The organism is Acinetobacter sp. YH01010, from assembly GCF_013420775.1.
In the GTDB taxonomy this organism is placed as follows: Bacteria; Pseudomonadota; Gammaproteobacteria; order Pseudomonadales; family Moraxellaceae; genus Acinetobacter; species Acinetobacter amyesii.
This window is the reverse complement of sequence record NZ_VOYF01000018.1, coordinates 39,314-54,474: the sequence shown is the minus strand read 5'-3', so window position 1 is coordinate 54,474 and position 15,161 is coordinate 39,314. Positions and strand designations below refer to the sequence as shown.

General features: G+C 41.3%; 17 protein-coding genes. 12 read left to right on the top strand and 5 right to left on the bottom strand.

From position 1 onward, the window contains the following. Positions 1-27 precede the first annotated feature (27 nt). Positions 28-324, bottom strand: a complete 297-nt coding sequence (locus FTT77_RS14205) for a DUF2218 domain-containing protein (RefSeq protein WP_180109462.1) — start codon at positions 322-324, stop codon at positions 28-30. Positions 325-927: 603 nt separating this feature from the next. Between FTT77_RS14205 and rpe the strand changes: the two genes are divergently transcribed. The 9 genes from rpe to FTT77_RS14160 all read left to right on the top strand — a co-directional run bounded on the left by rpe (position 928) and on the right by FTT77_RS14160 (position 8,341). Then, entirely contained in the window at positions 928-1,614 is a 687-nt protein-coding gene (rpe, locus tag FTT77_RS14200; RefSeq protein WP_078192356.1) for a ribulose-phosphate 3-epimerase, read from the top strand. 616 nt (positions 1,615-2,230) lie between these two features. Further along, positions 2,231-2,746, top strand: coding sequence for a hypothetical protein (locus tag FTT77_RS14195; RefSeq protein WP_180109461.1), 516 nt, complete (start codon positions 2,231-2,233; stop codon positions 2,744-2,746). Between the two features lie 46 nt (positions 2,747-2,792). Next, positions 2,793-4,790, top strand: a complete 1,998-nt coding sequence (locus FTT77_RS14190; RefSeq protein WP_180109460.1) for a multicopper oxidase domain-containing protein — start codon at positions 2,793-2,795, stop codon at positions 4,788-4,790. Further along, positions 4,777-5,706, top strand: a complete 930-nt coding sequence (locus FTT77_RS14185) for a copper resistance protein B (RefSeq protein ID WP_180109459.1) — start codon at positions 4,777-4,779, stop codon at positions 5,704-5,706. Before FTT77_RS14190 ends, FTT77_RS14185 begins: the two co-directional genes overlap by 14 nt. 300 nt (positions 5,707-6,006) lie before the next feature. After that, the gene (locus FTT77_RS14180; RefSeq protein ID WP_086178605.1) at positions 6,007-6,324 is read left to right on the top strand and encodes a multidrug efflux SMR transporter; all 318 of its coding nucleotides are present in this window, start codon (positions 6,007-6,009) and stop codon (positions 6,322-6,324) included. 55 nt (positions 6,325-6,379) lie between these two features. Then, entirely contained in the window at positions 6,380-6,697 is a 318-nt protein-coding gene (gene sugE / locus FTT77_RS14175) for a quaternary ammonium compound efflux SMR transporter SugE (RefSeq protein WP_180109458.1), read from the top strand. 37 nt (positions 6,698-6,734) lie between these two features. Beyond that, positions 6,735-7,217: a methylated-DNA--[protein]-cysteine S-methyltransferase gene (locus FTT77_RS14170; protein WP_168378519.1), complete on the top strand. Its 483-nt coding sequence runs from the start codon at positions 6,735-6,737 to the stop codon at positions 7,215-7,217. 39 nt (positions 7,218-7,256) lie between these two features. Then, on the top strand, positions 7,257-7,910 hold the full coding sequence (locus FTT77_RS14165) for a nuclease-related domain-containing protein (protein ID WP_180109457.1): 654 nt from the start codon (positions 7,257-7,259) through the stop codon (positions 7,908-7,910). Between the two features lie 62 nt (positions 7,911-7,972). Further along, on the top strand, positions 7,973-8,341 hold the full coding sequence (locus FTT77_RS14160; RefSeq protein ID WP_078191165.1) for an SseB family protein: 369 nt from the start codon (positions 7,973-7,975) through the stop codon (positions 8,339-8,341). 56 nt (positions 8,342-8,397) lie between these two features. Here the strand turns inward: FTT77_RS14160 and FTT77_RS14155 are convergent, their stop codons facing one another. After that, a complete protein-coding gene (locus FTT77_RS14155) occupies positions 8,398-9,330 on the bottom strand; it encodes a tRNA-dihydrouridine synthase (protein WP_180109456.1) in 933 nt (310 codons plus the stop codon). A 449-nt stretch (positions 9,331-9,779) separates the two neighbouring features. Here FTT77_RS14155 and FTT77_RS14150 point away from each other — a divergent pair, with 449 nt between their 5' ends. Further along, positions 9,780-9,989: a cold-shock protein gene (locus tag FTT77_RS14150; RefSeq protein ID WP_067761877.1), complete on the top strand. Its 210-nt coding sequence runs from the start codon at positions 9,780-9,782 to the stop codon at positions 9,987-9,989. Between the two features lie 150 nt (positions 9,990-10,139). On the opposite strand, the gene FTT77_RS14145 is transcribed toward FTT77_RS14150, so the two are convergent. Continuing rightward, entirely contained in the window at positions 10,140-10,949 is an 810-nt protein-coding gene (locus tag FTT77_RS14145; RefSeq protein ID WP_078191164.1) for an inner membrane protein YpjD, read from the bottom strand. A gap of 138 nt (positions 10,950-11,087) precedes the next feature. Between FTT77_RS14145 and ffh the strand changes: the two genes are divergently transcribed. Both ffh and FTT77_RS14135 read left to right on the top strand, forming a co-directional pair. Beyond that, the gene (ffh, locus tag FTT77_RS14140; protein WP_078191163.1) at positions 11,088-12,491 is read left to right on the top strand and encodes a signal recognition particle protein; all 1,404 of its coding nucleotides are present in this window, start codon (positions 11,088-11,090) and stop codon (positions 12,489-12,491) included. A gap of 283 nt (positions 12,492-12,774) precedes the next feature. Next, complete coding sequence (locus tag FTT77_RS14135; protein WP_168378521.1) at positions 12,775-13,368, top strand: alpha/beta hydrolase; 594 nt, start codon at positions 12,775-12,777, stop codon at positions 13,366-13,368. A 143-nt stretch (positions 13,369-13,511) separates the two neighbouring features. Here FTT77_RS14135 and FTT77_RS14130 read toward each other — a convergent pair whose 3' ends face one another. Beyond that, entirely contained in the window at positions 13,512-14,189 is a 678-nt protein-coding gene (locus FTT77_RS14130) for a hypothetical protein (protein WP_180048989.1), read from the bottom strand. Between the two features lie 222 nt (positions 14,190-14,411). After that, the gene (locus tag FTT77_RS14125) at positions 14,412-15,140 is read right to left on the bottom strand and encodes a type III pantothenate kinase (RefSeq protein ID WP_180048988.1); all 729 of its coding nucleotides are present in this window, start codon (positions 15,138-15,140) and stop codon (positions 14,412-14,414) included. Positions 15,141-15,161: the final 21 nt, after the last annotated feature.

Here is a 15,161-nt window from a genome sequence, read left to right as displayed (position 1 = left end):
AAGGCTTTAACAATATGGCCACGTAGACTACGGTTCACGTTGCCATGTTGCACTGAGTTCTTCTTGCCCCATGCGGATCAAATGATCTAAAACCACATGTTCCAATTGATCTAGATTTGCACTTGGATCTTGGGCTGAAATCACCACATCTAAAAATGCAACTTGTGGTAAAAGACTGACCTCTGCAGAGGGCAGTTGAATCTTGAATGCAGTATTTTCTCCAATGAGCTGTTCATTGACTTCAAATTTATGTTTCCAATGATTGACTAAGCGTTTAGCAACACGTGCTGCTTGGGCGGTGGTGATTTGTGTTGAACTTTTCATAAATGCAATTTTATTATTAAGCCGTCAGTCCTTTAACTTAGCAAAGTACATAGATGCTCGTTAAGTCTAAATATGCAACGCTGTGTTTCTATCCCTGAGATCTTTATCCATATTAATCACTGATGTTACGCACGCAAAAAATAATTTTGCATTTTTAAAATGATATTTAAGTCAATTCGACGGAGTCTTACATCTAGGGCTTAAATAAAGGGATTAGCCTTCGGCTGGAGGTACTCTTACGAAACGATGTTTCTCATTAGGCAAAATGAGATGCGAAGCTTCGCAAGGAAACCATCTTGCGGAGCAATGCTCCTCACCGCAAAACTCGCTCTCTAGCGTCTATTTATTTAGAGTATTGCAAAAAAAATTTGATGAGAAGTAGTGCTGTCTCAAACAAATGCGGATGACGTTACCGCGTATCTTTCTTTTATTTGAACCAATTACGCTTCTGATATTACTGCGTAACATCAGTTCATCCTAGGTTTTTTTATTATAGAGATCTCAATCATCAGTATCGAAAAAACGACTGAGGGCGTGGGCAGCGAATAGGGGGACAATTTGCTATAATGCGTCAATCACTCCCTTTTCAAAGCTAGGTTTTTCATGTCCAAGCCATTCTTAATCGCACCTTCAATTTTGTCAGCAGACTTTGCGCGCTTAGGTGAAGAAGTTGAAAACGTTCTAGAAGCCGGTGCAGATGTTGTTCATTTCGATGTCATGGATAATCATTATGTACCGAACTTAACTTTTGGTGCGGGCGTTTGTAAGGCATTGAAAAAATACGGCATTAAGGCGCCAATTGATGTGCATCTAATGGTTTCGCCGGTAGACCGTATGATTGGTGATTTCTTGGAAGCTGGCGCAGATATCATCACTTTCCACCCAGAAGCGACTGACCACATTGACCGCTCTTTACAGTTAATCAAATCTGGCGGTGCGCAAGCGGGCTTGGTGTTTAACCCTGCGACACCTCTGCATTATTTAGACTACGTTTTAGATAAAGTTGACCAAGTCTTGTTGATGAGTGTGAACCCAGGTTTTGGTGGTCAAAAGTTCATTCCAATGACCTTGGAAAAGCTGCGTCAAGCACGAAAAATTATTGATGCTTCAGGTCGTGATATTCGCTTAGAAGTGGATGGTGGTGTTACTCCAGCCAATATCCGTGACATTGCTGAAGCTGGTGCAGATATGTTTGTGGCTGGTTCAGCGATTTTTGGTAAGCCTGATTATAAAGCTGTAATTGATGACATGCGTTCAGAGTTGGCAAAAGTGCATGCTCAAGAGGCTTAAGTCTTTGGGTATAAGTTATTCCTTGCTTGTGGATAACTATATGGATAACTGTATGGATATCTGTGTAGATAACTATATGGATAACTTGGATAAATTATAAACGATTGTGCATCAATGGTTTAATAATTAGACGTATTAAGTATAAAAAGGACTCAATTGAGTCCTTTTTTTTATGGGGTAAAGTGTTTGAAGTGCTGTATGTTTATTAATCTATGGTAAATAATTAATCAGTTTAAAAAATAACTTTTATGTTTTAATTGGAAGATATGCGCTGATTTTTATGACAGCGCAATAAATTTAAAACTGTTGTGAATAACTGCACAATTAATTATGCTGTTAGCAACTATTGAGGTACGCTGCGACTGGCAAAACACATCATCGATCGCACTGGATAATGCTTTTAGATATTTCTGAATGTATCGTTCATGATGGATAAATCGGTCGAGCTGCATGTCATGTTGATACAAATGTCATGTGATTGCATTTGAATCGTAAATAATATCATCATGGTGTTTCATGCGGATTTCAGCTGAGCCGATTGCGTGATGTTTCTAAAGATGTGTTAATAGGGACATGTTGTCACATGTGCATCATTGGGTTGAATTAGGGTACTAAATTGTTCAATTTTTTGCGTAAGTATCTTGCCTTTGCTTGGCTCATGGCGTTTGTCATGGGGTGGAGCAGTGTGGTCGGTGCTCAGCAAAATTTTCAACATCAACAAATGATGAACGCAAATGCCCATCAGGCATCAGTTCATGCAGCACATGCTGATCCTTCGCATTTAAATATGACAAATTGCCATCAAAATCAGCGGCAAGCTGCTCCTGAGCATGCAGTACATCATGGCAAGCAAGCAACACCTGAAGTCATTTTAACGATGGATTGTCATCAATCTTCAGATGCGACATCTGCACTGCAAGATGGTCAGGCGCATCATTCAACAACACAAAGTACAGACTGTCAGGACTGTACACTCGCACATTGCCAAATCAGTACCTCTTATGTCGATAGCGCCTTGGTCGCATTGCAGACCTTCCATGTGCATCACTATGCAGAACCTCCTCGTTTCATTTTTGCTGGACAGCATTTAAAAGGCTTTTGGCAAGAAATTTTAAGACCTCCGCAAGCTTAACCTGAGTTTTAAATACGTTTTTTCGTTATTTTATAAAGGTTAAGTCATGTCTAGTTTATATAAATCATGCCTCGTGCTCGGGGTGTGTCTGCTGTCTCCAATGTGGGCGTTTGCAGCCATTAAAGAATATCATCTGAATATTGATGAAAAGACCATCAATTTGACAGGTAAAGCGGTCAAAAAAATCAGTGTCAATGGTCAGTTTCCAGCACCTTTACTGGAGTTTGAAGAAGGCGATGATGCGGTCATCCATGTGCATAATCAGCTCAAAAAACAAAATACCTCGGTGCATTGGCATGGTCTATTGCTGCCCGGTTTAATGGATGGTGTACCCGGTTTTAATGGTTTCAATGAAATTCAGCCGGATGGCAGCTTTACTTACAAATTTAAAGTCCGTCAAAGCGGAACCTATTGGTACCACGCTCATTCCAAAGGCCAAGAACAAGACGGATTGTATGGCGCTTTGGTAATTTATCCGAAAGGTAAACAAGCACTTGCCGCACATGAACAATCGCAACGTGATTATGTGGTCATGCTGTCGGATTTTCATGAATCATCTAGCGCTGAGATTATGGCAAATCTGAAAAAGTCTGCCGAATACTATCAAAATCAACGTGAAACAGTTTCAGATGTATGGACGCAAATTAAACGAACGGGTTTAAAAAACACTTGGCAAGATCGTTCGATGTGGAATCAGATGCGTATGCTGAAAACGGATTTGTCTGATGTCACGGGTTATACGTTTTTAGTGAATGGCAAAACACCACAGCAGAACTGGACGGGGATGTTTAAGCCCAATGAAAAAGTCAGACTTCGTTTTGTAAATGCTGCGGCTATGTCGTTTTTTGATGTGCGTATTCCTCAGCTCAAAATGACGGTGGTCAGTGCAGACGGTCAAGCGGTCAAACCAGTCGATGTTGATGAATTCCGTATTGGTGCAGCGGAAACCTACGATGTGATCGTAGAGCCTAAGTCTGCGCATTATCAGATTGAAGCTGAATCGATTGATCGGACAGGATTTGCGATAGGCACTTTACATGATGAAACGCAGCCTCAGCACTCAGGCATTCACATGCCAAAAGCTCGACCACGCGCTTTGTTGACCATGGAAGATATGGGCCATGGTTCAATGTCAGGTATGGATCATAGCAATATGGGACATACTACTACAGGCTCAACCCAAACTTCAGCAATCCAGCAAGCGAATGCTCATGAGCACAACGCGCATACTGAAAATCAGTCAAAGATTCAGCCGAATCAAGTACATGATCATGCCGCTATGGGGCATGACATGGACCATTCCCCAATGCCTGCGCATACTACTATGCAACATCCAGACATTCATAAACAGAACATGTCAGATACGGCGCATGCCAATATGGATCATAGTGTGATGGATCATTCATCAATGAACCACTCTTCAATGAACCACTCTTCAATGGATTCATCCATGAAACATGATACGCATGCAGCGATGGATCATGCACAGTCTAAAGGAGAGATGCATGCAGTTGAAAATTCAGCAACGGTTATGGGTTGGGCCAATGCTTCAACACCTGTCGGTGATAAGGCCTTGCAATATAGTGATTTAAAAGCGTTAACCCCGCAGCCTGATACACGTGAAGCGACGCAAGATTTGGTTATTCATTTGGGTGGAACGATGGAACGCTACATGTGGACCATGAATGGCAAAAAATTCAGTGAAGCCGAACCACTGCAGGTGAAATATGGTGAGCGAATTCGATTGAAATTTGTCAATGACAGCATGATGGCGCATCCGATGCATTTACATGGCATGTTTATGCAATTGGAAAATGGGCAAGTGTCTTCTGAAATGCCAAATAAACATACGGTGATTGTGCCGCCGGGGAAAACTGTCACGGCTCTGTTAACGGCCAATGAATTAGGGGAATGGGCGATTCATTGTCACTTGCTGTATCACATGTCTGCAGGGATGATGAATAAACTTGTGGTCGCAAATGTCGCGGAGAATACTAAAACAGCATCTGTGCCGAAAAAGGAGGTGTCTCATGCGCATCATTAAACCATGCACATATACGGTTCTAAGTTTAGCTTTGGCATCGGTCACTCAAATGACCATGGCGCAAGATGCACATCACAGCATGCCGATATCATCTCAACATGAATCGCATTCCTCACATGATTCGTCGCATCAAGTGATACAAACAAGGATCGAATCGAACAAGATGGAGCATACAGTAGAACATGTAGAACATGTAGAACATGCAAATACATCATCTATTGCGTCACGTGCTGCTTCTGCGCAGCATCCCATTGATCATAAGCGTGAACATGGTGGACAGATTTATCAAGCGACCGAAATAGACAATCGATGGCTCAATAATGCCGATGGCCGTGGAAGTTTAAAGACCGAAATTGAGAGTCGAATCGGGACCGATGAAAATAAGCTCTTCATCAAACTACATGCCGATAAAGCAGAATCTCAAGATGCAGATTATGCGGCTCAATTGATGTATAGCCGTATGATCTCCGACTTTTGGGATGCGCAAATTGGCGCACGTTATCGTGTCGATGAACATCAAGTGACGGACAAGGAACAGTTAGATGTTGTGGTGGGTCTGCATGGTCTGGCACCGTATTTCTTTGAAACTGATGCTTATCTATATCTTGGTGCAGATAAACAGGTGAGTTTTTCTTTGGAAACCGAACGTGATCTGCTGCTGACGCAAAAATTGATTTTAAAACCGTATCTAAACCTAGATGTGGTGCTGAGTGATGATTCTGCCTATGCACAAAAAACAGGACTCAGTTCTGTATGGCTAGGGCTAGAAACACGCTATGAAATCAATAAAAAGTTAATGCCCTTTATCGATGTTGCTTACAGCTATGAAAAAGGAAATCAGCATACGGCACGGCAAGCTGAAACTGGAAGTGAAAAACAATGGTGGTATGGCGCAGGACTTCGTCTGAAGTTCTAACAGTCAAATAGGCCAAATAAAGGGGGCATCATCAACAGGTTTTGGTGATGCCTTTTTTTATCTCTGAATTTGTCCTTTGAACAGACATGCTATGTTTTGGCGCAAATCATCTGCATAGAGTTTTACTCAACTGAATAACGCCCTGAATTTGGTCAAAAAATGTAAAGACTGCACTAAAATTCAGCATATTTGCTATACTGAGACAATATTCGGAGGAACGACCTCCCTTACATCTTTGATCAAAGCCAGTAAGAAAAATCGTCAGGACGACCTGACTCTACTAATATGGAGGAAGGCATCATGGCCTGGGTTGTTTTGGTATTCGCTGGTATTTTTGAAATCGTTTGGGCCTATTCGATGAAGCTCTCAGAAGGCTTTACAAAACTTGGCCCAAGTTTAATCACTTTATTTTTTATGATCCTGAGCTTTGGTTTATTGGCCTATGCCATGAAAACGTTGCCTCTGGGAACAGCTTATACCATTTGGACTGGAATCGGCGCGATTGGCTCTTTTCTCGTGGGTATTTTTATACTTGGTGAGCCTGCAACTGCTATGCGGATGTTAGCCGCGGTACTGATCATTTCTGGTCTAATTTTGATGAAGTTATCTTCAAGTTAATATGTTCTAAAGCACAGCGGTCATTGGCCCCTGTGCTTTTTTTTTGGGTAAAAATATGGCTTGGGTTTTATTAATTGTAGCGGGATTGCTTGAGGTGGTTTGGGCCTATTGTATGAAAGTCTCTGAAGGCTTTAGCAAACTGACGCCCAGTATTTTGACCATTGTTTTCATGATCGCAAGTTTCGCTTTGTTGTCTTATGCAATGAAATCCTTACAGCTAGGTACAGCCTATACGGTGTGGACAGGCATCGGTGCAGTGGGTTCATTTATCCTCGGCATCGTTGTATTGGGTGAGCCTGCCAATGCCATGCGCATGCTAGCTGCAGTACTGATTATTTCAGGACTGGTCTTGATGAAATTATCGTCCTCCTGAATAATGAAGTGTTGCGATTTTGAGCTTGGAGTATGTCATGCAACTTTCTTATCAGTTTTTAGATTCACCCGTTGGACAATTAAAACTTGTTGCACATGAAACCGCATTGGTGGCTGTTCTTTGGGAAAATGAAAACCCTAATCGTGTGCGATTGGCGGCTTTGGTTGAAGATCTGCAACACCCGATTTTGCTCAAAACCGCACAGCAATTAAATGAATATTTTGCAGGTAAAAGACAGCAATTTGACTTGCCGCTAGACTTTGAAGGCACCGCATTTCAGCAACAAGTTTGGCAAGCTTTACTGACGATTCCTTTTGGAGAAACTCGCAGCTATAAACAAATTGCAGAGCAGATCGGCAATGTCAAAGCCGTACGTGCTGTCGGTGCAGCCAATGGTAAAAATCCAATTTCAATTATTGCACCTTGTCATCGTGTCGTGGGCGCAAATGGAAAATTAGTGGGTTTTGCGGGTGGTCTAGAAAATAAAGAAATATTGTTAAAAATTGAGAAATTACAATAAAATAGAAAATATACTTATTTAAAATAATGAATCAAATTAATGAATATTTCTCAAATCTTTGCACCCTTCATTTCGACGTTGTGGTGGCTAATTCCATTGTTACTGATTGTGGGGGCAATCAAAGCATTTAAACCTTATTTAAAGGGGAAAATGGGGGAGTTTGCTGTCGCCGTTCATGTCAAACTTTATTTGAAAGACCATTATATATTGTTAAATGATTTGACCTTACCAGATGGCGAAGGAGCTACAACTCAAATTGATCATCTTCTTTTAAGCCCATTTGGTGTGTTTGTGATTGAAACTAAAAACTATAAGGGCTGGATTTTTGGGAGCGAGAGACAAAAACAATGGACGCAAAAGATTTATAAAAAAAGTTTTAAATTTCAAAATCCGATTCACCAAAATTATAAACATATGAAAGTGTTAGAACAGGTGTTGAGCGATATTGTGGATAAAGACAATATGCATTCTGTGATTGTTTTTATGCCTGAAGCGGTGTTTAAAACAGAGATGCCGTCGAATGTTTTTCGGGGTACAGCTTGGGTGGACTATGTTCAAACTTTTCAGCAACCCGTGCTCTCTGAAATGAAACTTAAACGAATTCAGTTGCGTTTAGAAAAAGAAATTTTAGAAAAATCGTGGAAAACAAATCGACAGCATGTTGAAGATTTAAATCAACGGCATAATTCATAAACTTCCTGTATGCTGTGGATTGTGAACAGTATCTGAATGATAAAAATAGACGGACAATAACAATGAACGACACGCTTCAACATCTTTATGAATCGACTTTAGATCATCCTGAGCAATACCAAGACTTTTATCAGCAACTTTTAGCCAGCCAAGTATATTGTTTGGGCGAGCGTGATGCTGAGCAGCATCTGCATTTTCAATTGATGGAAACGGAGCAGGGCGAGCAAGCCATTCCGTTCTTTCTGAGTCTTGCGATGCTTCAACAGGATGTTGGCGCAGATGCAGAGTTTGTCATGATCAGTGCGGAAAAATTATTTGCGATTACCAAAGGCGCAAGCTTGGTGATGAACCCGACTTCGGAACACCCAAAAGAGTTTTTGGCAGATGAGATCGATGCAATTTTAGAGTTTGCCAAACAACAAAGCCTTTGAACACTGTAGGCGTGTTCAAAGGCTTTGCGGCTACGCTGAGATATGTGTTTTAAAACTTACATACCGGCTTTGAGTTTTTCCACGATTTCATCGAGTGGTTTGACACGTTTTACTTCATCCCAAAGGACTTTGGCTTCTGGGTAATGTTTTGACATCATGCCGAGCCATTGTTTATAACGACCGACCATATTCATTTCTTTTTTATACGAACCATTTAAGAAACGAATTTGTAAGCCAAGTAGTTCATACCATGTAATCAGCGGCTCATCGGTATTACGACGAATACACTGTGTAATGTCAGGGGTGGTCACTGCAGCACGACCAATCATCAGGTCTTCACAACCCGATTCGAGTTGGCACTGTTTGGCATCGGCATTGTTCCAAATTTCACCGTTGGCAATCACGTTAATTTTCAATGCTTCACGAATGGGTTGCAACTGATCCCAAAAGGCAGGCGGGGTATAACCATCGGCTTTGGTTCGCGCATGGACTGTAACCCATGCAGCTCCTGCATCTTCGATGGCATGCGCATTTTCCATGGTGAAGTTACGGTCCATATAACCCAAACGCATTTTTGCCGATACAGGAATATGACTCGGAACAGCATCACGCACAGCTTTGACTAACTCATACACCACTTCTGGCTCATCTAGCAGAACTGAACCACCACGGTGGCGGTTGACGGTTTTTGCAGGGCAACCAAAGTTCATATCAATCGCAGGGGCACCAAGTTCTACCGCGCGTACAGCATTTGCCGCGAGCATAGTCGGATTGTTACCTAAGAACTGTACATGAACTGGTGTTCCTGCTGCAGTTTTGCCTGCATTGTTCAGTTCGGGACAATAGCTATGATAAATATGGTCGGGCAGGACAGAGTCCGTGACACGGATAAACTCGGTTACACACCAGTCAAAACTCCCCACATGCGTCAACACATCTCGCATAATTGGGTCGGTTAAGCCTTCCATCGGCGCAAGAACAAGTTTCACGGTCACACAGCCAAAAATTGAAAAACGGAGTTATACGTGGTTTTGAAAGGGATGTCTAGGTTTTGTGCTTTTGGTGACGCGGAATACGAAATCACAAGATTTTATGTAATTATTTGGTGAAATTAGGACCAAAGTCGTAATGTCTTGACTGACATAAAACTTAAACAATAAAATGAGTAAATACAGATGGATAGTAATAATAAGAAGATGGCTTTTACTGTTGTTTTTTAATGGAATCAACAACATATACTGTGCTTGAATCTTTTAAGATTTCATGTATGATGGCTGCAACTAGAAAAAAAGTATTGTTTCGTAAATTTTCTTTAAGTATCGCAGTGTTAGTCATAATCCTTCGTTTTTTACAGAAATGAAGTTCAATTCTTTATTATTTTCCAAGTTATAGTCAGTCATCATCCAATGGCTAAATCAACAAATTAATAGGTATTATTATGTCTAATACAGTTACTGGTACAGTTAAATGGTTCAACGAAACTAAAGGTTTCGGTTTTATTGCACAAGACAACGGTCCTGACGTTTTTGCTCACTTCAGCGAAATCACTGGTTCTGGCTTCAAAACTTTGCAAGAAGGCCAAAAGGTTTCTTTCAGCATCGCTCAAGGTCAAAAAGGCCCGAATGCTGTAAACATCGTTGCTCTATAATTTAGACGTAATGAAAAAAAAGCGCTGTATAGCGCTTTTTTTATGCCTGTTATTTCTGTGTGAATAATCAAGCTATAAAAAAGAGAGCCTTAGCTCCCTTCGTAATAAAACTTACTTCTTTATAAAACTTAAAATCATTTCATCGTCGACTTAGCGGCCCAAAACCATTTCTAAAATAAACTTAGAGCCAATAAAGCCAACTGCCAAGAGACAAAAACCAATAATGGTAAAGCGAATGGCTTTTTGACCACGCCAACCAAATCGATAGTGTCCAATGAGCAAAGCTCCATAGACGAACCATGAAATAATGCTAAAGGCTGTTTTATGCGCCAAATGCTGTGCAAAGAAGTTATCGATGGTGAAGAAACCAAACCCAAGCGCTACGGTCAGTAGTGCAAAACCAGCAATCAATAAATCAAATAGCAAAGATTCCATGGCTTGGAAGGATGGAAGCAAGCTCACCCATACACGTTTTTTCTGTTTGTTTTTCAGTTCACGATCTTGTAAGCGCAAAATGACCGCTTGAATAGTTGCCATCAGCAGGACGGCATACGCGGAAAGCGACAAAATAATATGGATGTCTAAACCCAGCGAATGTTGCTCTATAAATTGATTTTGTCGACTAAAAGCGAAGCCTAAAATCAACCCCGTCGCTGCCACAGGGATGCCTAACAGGTTCATTGCAAGCACAGGTCGATAGGTACTAAATAACACACTGAGCAATAGCATGAGACCTGAAGTAAATGACATCAGGTTGAACACGTCATAGTTCACACCCATAGGCGTCAACATGTCGTTATATAAAACACCTGCATGCAATAACATGCCTAAACCAAGTACAACACCAATAAACCAATGGTTCGGCGCACGTTTAGACATTAAATGGCTGAATAAATACCAAAAAGACGTGGTATAAGCGATTAATGCTAGGATCGTGTAAACCAAGGGGAGACTGATCATGTCAAACCTTTTTCAGGATGTTGAATATTCATTTATATAAATTCTGCAAGAACTAAAGTATCCTATAGCATTCTATGCATAAATTTTCTATTTTAAGAAACAATTTTTTGCTCATGGCTATTTTAAGCGGATTTTGCAATGTTTGATACCTTAACAGAACGACTCACGCAGAGTTTAAGAAATGTTACTGGCTCAGGGCAGCTAACCGAAGACAATATTAAAGATACGTTACGCGAAGTACGTATGGCACTTCTTGAAGCCGATGTTGCGTTACCTGTAACTCGTGAATTCATCGCGAAAGTTAAGGAAGAAGCATTGGGCCAAGAAGTGATGACTCAGTTATCACCGGGGCAGGCTTTCGTCAAAATCGTTCATGACGAATTGACCAAAATGATGGGTGAGGCGAATGAAAGCCTAGACCTAGCGGCAAAACCACCAGTTGTTGTGCTTCTTGCAGGTTTGCAAGGTGCGGGTAAAACAACCACTGCGGCAAAACTTGCACGTTTCTTACAAGAACGTCAAAAGAAAAAAGTAGCAATGGTGTCTGCCGATGTTTATCGTCCAGCGGCGATTAAACAGCTACAAACAGTTGCTGGTGAAGTTGGCGCGATTTTCTTTGAATCAAGCGCAGACGAAAAACCAATTACCATCGCAAATCGTGCGATTGAGCAAGCAAAAATTCAATTTGCTGATGTCTTGATTGTCGATACAGCAGGTCGTTTACATGTAGACGACGAAATGATGGATGAAATTAAAGAGCTGCATGCAGCGATTAAGCCGACTGAAACATTGTTCGTGGTTGATGCCATGACTGGTCAGGATGCGGCGAATACGGCAAAAGCCTTTAATGATGCCTTGCCTTTGACGGGTGTGATCCTGACAAAAACGGATGGTGATGCACGTGGTGGTGCAGCACTTTCTGTTCGTGCCATTACTGGTAAGCCAATCAAATTCTTGGGTATGGGGGAAAAACTCGATGCCCTAGAGCCATTCCATCCTGAACGTATCGCACAGCGTATTTTGGGTATGGGTGACGTACTTTCTTTGGTCGAAGAAGTTGAACGTAAAATCGACAAAGAAAAAGCCGAAAAAATGGCGAAAAAACTGCAAAAAGGCGGTAGCTTCAACTTTGAAGATATGCTGATGCAGTTTGAACAAATGAACAAAATGGGCGGCATGATGGGCTTCCTGGATAAACTTCCAGGCATGAGCAACTCAGGGATTCAAGATGCAATTGCACAAGCAAATCCTGAAAAGCAAGTGAAGAAAATGGAAGCGATTATTCAATCGATGACCATTAAAGAACGTCGTAACCCAGACTTGATGAATCCAAGCCGTAAAAAACGTATTGCAGCAGGCTGTGGTATGGATGTTGCGGAAGTGAATAAACTCATTAAGCAACATGCGCAAATGGCGAAAATGATGAAGAAGTTTGCCAACCCAACAGGTATGGCAAAAATGATGAAATCATTGGGCAATATGCAAAAACAATTTGGCGGCGGTGGCATGGGTCCATTGTTCGGCAGTAAAGATCCGAAGTAATTTGGACTTAAAAAAAGGCGCATTCAGCGCCTTTTTTTATGGCTGAAATTTAACGAGACTGTACGCTCAAGCAAAGTGATCGAGTGCATTTGATAGCAAGTACTGGATGAGGGAATCTGGCTATACGAGCCGATAGATACCGAACTGAGCTAAATCATTACAAAAAGATGCCAAATTGACATTGAGAGCGTGTAGGTGGCAGGTTTAAAACAGAGGTGAAAATTTGCCGAACTGCAAATTGAAAGCTTCACTAAAAATAATCACCTAGAATAAGAATCAAATCATGAATACACCGCATACGCCAGAAAGCCAAAAGATCTATATTGTTCATGGTCATGATACTTCGCCGAATGATCATTGGTTTCCTTGGTTGGGACGAAAGCTGCAAGAAGCAGGACATTATTCTCGACGCATCGTTATGGCAAATGCAGCACAACCTGATTTTGACCATTGGCAGAAATTTCTAGCGTTGCAAATGCCTGATTTGGATGAAAATACCATTGTGATTGCCCATGGTTTGGGGTGCTTAACTACGCTGCATTATCTCAATCAATATTTTGAACAGCATGGCACACGGATTAAAGCGGGCGTTTTTGTGTCAGGTTTTAAAAGTAGTTTACCGACACAACCTGAATTAACCGCATTTATTCAACGTGCAAAAATGGATAGCGGTGTTTTACAGACCTATATGCCGATTTGTATCAGCTTGATTTCATCCAATGATCCTATCGTGCCGCCACCGGTTGCGATCCAATTGGGCAATTTTATAAATGCACAAATTTATGAAGTGAAAGAAGCCGGGCATTTCACAGCAAAAGATGGCTTTTCTGAGATTCCACAACTGTGGCACGTGTTAGAGCCAATTTTAACGGCTTAGATAGGTTTTGTGCGCGTGTTTAATAGATCGCGTGTTTTGTAGATAAGGTAATAGTGAAAACTAAAATTGATCATGCAATAGGTGCAATTGAAGAGAAAAAAGGCGCAATCTGCGCCTTTTTGTTTGATCGATCTTTTGATAGATCAGTCGAGTTCTAAAGCAACACGTTCACGAATGTCGTCAATGTCATCATTGGCTTCGCGACCATCTTCCTGCCATGCTTTATAAGCACCAACATATTCACCATCGGTATCGACGACATATTCAGCCGCAATTTTTCCTGAGGCATACCATAAGCGATAGGCATCATTGCCATTTTCATCGACTTTATACGCTGCGCCACGTTGTCCTGTTGGATAAAACTCTTCACCTTGGATGCTCACGCCATCTTGATTCACAAAGGTTGATTCTACTTTGCCGTTTTTGCGATAAAGTGTTACTGGGCCTTCGATGTCACTGCCACTAAAACTAAATAGTTTCATCGGATCTTTGACCCAAGCAGGTGAGGATTGAGGGGTTTTGGTTTCTTGGTAAAAATCTTGAACTAAAAAATCTCCTGTGGCATTACGACCTAAAAGTACACGGTAATAGCCGTCTTTGACTGGGGTCATGTAATAACTTGAATCAATATACGATACGCAGCCGCAGTAATCGGGATTATCTTCATCTCCAAAATAGCCCAAAACTGCTTCAGAGGTGCTGAGCTGTGATTTGATTTCGGCAGGGATTTTAGAGTTGGCTAGATTTTGTGTCGTGGTACAACCGCCGAAGAATAATGTAGAGGTGAGCAGGCTTAAACCCAGTAAATTTTTAAATTTCATATCTATACTCTTCGTCTTATATTCTATCTTGAAAGACATTTTTAAATTATAAAGTTGCTGATGTATCTGTCGATCATCGCAGGCTATTGTAATTCGTTGGGCGAAAAAAGGTCATGAATCGCGATACAATTTGTAATTATGCTTGTATGAAATGATTGTAAAAAAAGCGTGATGATCATTGATCATCACGCTTTCACAGTTTGCTATCAAAAAATGGCTAAATTACACGCCATTTACATAACTTTGTAGGCCTCGAAGCAGCAAATCTGCTTCGACAGCTGGCTGATATTGTTCTAAATAGCGTGCAAATAGCGCAGCATCGCCACCGGTTAAAATCAACTGACTTGGATATTTGTCGAGAACCTTTTCAATGGTGCTGACCAAGCTGAGCAAGATGCCATGATGAACAGCATCTATGGTGTTTTTACCAGGAGACAGCTCATCAAAGGTGGCATCTGGAATTTTAATGCCTTTGGTGTTTTGGATGAGCGAATCACGTTGCAAATACAAATTTGGCAAAATATAGCCGCCTAAATGTTGTAAGCCATCCGTTAAGTCAATGGTGAGTGCCGTGCCACAGCTAATGACACAGTATTTTTGTGTAGGGTCTTTGACCACAGCCAGCATTTGCAGCCAACGGTCGATCCCGAATTTACTGGTGTCTTCATATGCACAGCGTAAGCCCGCATATTCGGCATGTACTTTGGCAATAGTGACAGGAACGGCTAAAAATTTAAGAATTTTTTGAATCCGATCATTATTTTTTTTGTCGAGTACCGAGGAAATCCCGACCTGACCTAAGTCCAAACTTTTAAAGTGCTGGATTAAACCGAGTAGGAGTTCGGCAGGCGACTGTAAATGCAGTTCCGCAGCATGCTCTATAATTTGATCGTGTTCGGTAATCCAGTATTTCAGCCGGGTATTACCGACATCGAGCCATAATTTTTTCATCAGTAGGCCTTTGCAATCCTG

Bases quoted from the DNA above. Each gene is read 5' to 3' on its own strand.
- ffh (WP_078191163.1), top strand. From the start codon at position 11,088: ATGTTTGATACCTTAACAGAACGACTCACGCAGAGTTTAAGAAATGTT.
- FTT77_RS14160 (WP_078191165.1), top strand. From the start codon at position 7,973: ATGAACGACACGCTTCAACATCTTTATGAATCGACTTTAGATCATCCT.
- FTT77_RS14180 (WP_086178605.1), top strand. From the start codon at position 6,007: ATGGCCTGGGTTGTTTTGGTATTCGCTGGTATTTTTGAAATCGTTTGG.
- FTT77_RS14130 (WP_180048989.1), bottom strand. From the start codon at position 14,189: ATGAAATTTAAAAATTTACTGGGTTTAAGCCTGCTCACCTCTACATTA.
- FTT77_RS14150 (WP_067761877.1), top strand. From the start codon at position 9,780: ATGTCTAATACAGTTACTGGTACAGTTAAATGGTTCAACGAAACTAAA.
- FTT77_RS14185 (WP_180109459.1), top strand. From the start codon at position 4,777: ATGCGCATCATTAAACCATGCACATATACGGTTCTAAGTTTAGCTTTG.
- rpe (WP_078192356.1), top strand. From the start codon at position 928: ATGTCCAAGCCATTCTTAATCGCACCTTCAATTTTGTCAGCAGACTTT.
- sugE (WP_180109458.1), top strand. From the start codon at position 6,380: ATGGCTTGGGTTTTATTAATTGTAGCGGGATTGCTTGAGGTGGTTTGG.
- FTT77_RS14135 (WP_168378521.1), top strand. From the start codon at position 12,775: ATGAATACACCGCATACGCCAGAAAGCCAAAAGATCTATATTGTTCAT.
- FTT77_RS14145 (WP_078191164.1), bottom strand. From the start codon at position 10,949: ATGATCAGTCTCCCCTTGGTTTACACGATCCTAGCATTAATCGCTTAT.
- FTT77_RS14190 (WP_180109460.1), top strand. From the start codon at position 2,793: ATGTCTAGTTTATATAAATCATGCCTCGTGCTCGGGGTGTGTCTGCTG.
- FTT77_RS14165 (WP_180109457.1), top strand. From the start codon at position 7,257: ATGAATATTTCTCAAATCTTTGCACCCTTCATTTCGACGTTGTGGTGG.
- FTT77_RS14170 (WP_168378519.1), top strand. From the start codon at position 6,735: ATGCAACTTTCTTATCAGTTTTTAGATTCACCCGTTGGACAATTAAAA.
- FTT77_RS14125 (WP_180048988.1), bottom strand. From the start codon at position 15,140: ATGAAAAAATTATGGCTCGATGTCGGTAATACCCGGCTGAAATACTGG.
- FTT77_RS14205 (WP_180109462.1), bottom strand. From the start codon at position 324: ATGAAAAGTTCAACACAAATCACCACCGCCCAAGCAGCACGTGTTGCT.